General features: G+C 62.0%; 1 protein-coding gene. It reads right to left on the reverse strand.

All coding sequences use genetic code 11. From position 1 onward, the window contains the following. Nucleotides 1-1,594, reverse strand: a 1,594-nt coding sequence (gene aprA, locus QZY44_RS24855; RefSeq protein ID WP_295454475.1) for an adenylyl-sulfate reductase subunit alpha, incomplete at both ends; no start/stop codon positions are given.

Consider the following 1,594-nt stretch of genomic DNA (forward strand, 5'->3'; position numbering starts at 1 on the left):
CCCAGGCACGCAGCAACTCGTGCAGGTCCTTGGCGCGCATCTTGACCGAATCCTCCTTGAGCATCCCCAGCTTCTCCTCCGCCACCGCCAGCATCTTGTCATTGGTGTTGTAATAAGTGGAGGTGCCGGCCACATACTCGTCCATGATTTTTTGCAGACGGAACTGCAACATCTTGGGCGTGATGTAGTGCGGGTTGACGTCGATGGCGGTAGTGTAGTTCTTCTGCTCCAGGAAGTTGCGCACTGGCCGATAGATCTCGGAGGCCAGTTGATCCACCGGGGTATCCAGTTCTGGCGTCCAGTCCTTGTTGTCCAGCGCGTACTGGACCATCGCCTTGGAGGCCAGTCGGCCCTCGGTGTGGGAACCGGAGGAGAACTTGTGACCGGAGGCACCTACGCCGTCGCCGGCCGTGAACAGGCCTTTGACCGTGGTCATGGAGCGATAGCCCCAGTTCCAGCCGCGCGGCAGGTGTGCCGGGACACCGTCGTAATCGCCCTCGTCGGCCGTCGGTGCGCCGACATCGGTCGGACCCGAGACCCAGATGCCGCAGCAGCCGGAGTGCGAACCCAGCAGGTACGGCTCGGTCGGGATCAGTTCGGAGTTTTTCTTCTCGGGCTCAATGTTCTCGCCGACCCAGATACCGCACTGGCCTATACACATATCGAGGAAGTCTTCCCAGGCTTCCGCTTCCAAGTGCTTGACCTCCTTCGGTGACAGCGTTTCGCGCAGCTTGGCCAGCGCGCTCACCGTATCCATGTAAATCGGGCCGCGCCCTTCCTTCATCTCCTTGAGCATTAGGTGGTTGCGCAGGCAGGACGCAGGCACGGCCGCCTGCCCATAGGGTGGGTAGTCGTTGAGCATCTCCTTGTTCTTGAGCATGTAGTCTTCGCCATAGGCGTTGGTCGCCTTGGCCTTGAACAACAGAAACCAGGCGCCGACCGGGCCGTAGCCGTCCTTGAAGCGGGCGGGCACGAAGCGGTTTTCCATCATCGTCATCTCGGCGCCGGCCTCGGCGGCCATGGCGTAGGTCGAGCCGGCGTTCCACACCGGGTACCAGGCGCGGCCCGTACCCTCACCCACCGAGCGCGGGCGGAACAGGTTGACACAGCCGCCGGCGGCCAGCAGTACGGCCTTGGCCTTATAGACATGGATGGTATTGGTGCGCACCGAGAAGCCGACCGCGCCGGCAATGCGCGAGGGATCGTTCTTGTCGTTGATCAGCTTGACGATGAAGACGCGCTCTTCGATACGTGACAGGCCCAGTGCCTTCTTGGCGGCCTCCGCGACGATCCATTTGTAGGATTCGCCATTGATCATGATCTGCCACTTGCCCGAGCGCACCGGCTTGCCGCCGTCTTTGAGCAGCGGCAGGCCTTCATTGATCGACTCGGCGCCGTCATGGCGCACGCCGTCGTCGTCGGTCTTCCAGATCGGTAGACCCCACTCCTCGAACAGGTGCACGGAGTCGTCGACAACGCGGCCCAGGTCGTAGGTCAGGTCGTCACGGGTAATGCCCATCAGGTCATTGGAGACCATGCGGGCGTAGTCGGCGGGGTCCAGGTCGGGACCGATATAGGTGTTGATCGCCGACAG

Source organism: uncultured Thiodictyon sp. (assembly GCA_903837595.1).
Taxonomy (GTDB): Bacteria; Pseudomonadota; Gammaproteobacteria; order Chromatiales; family Chromatiaceae; genus Thiodictyon.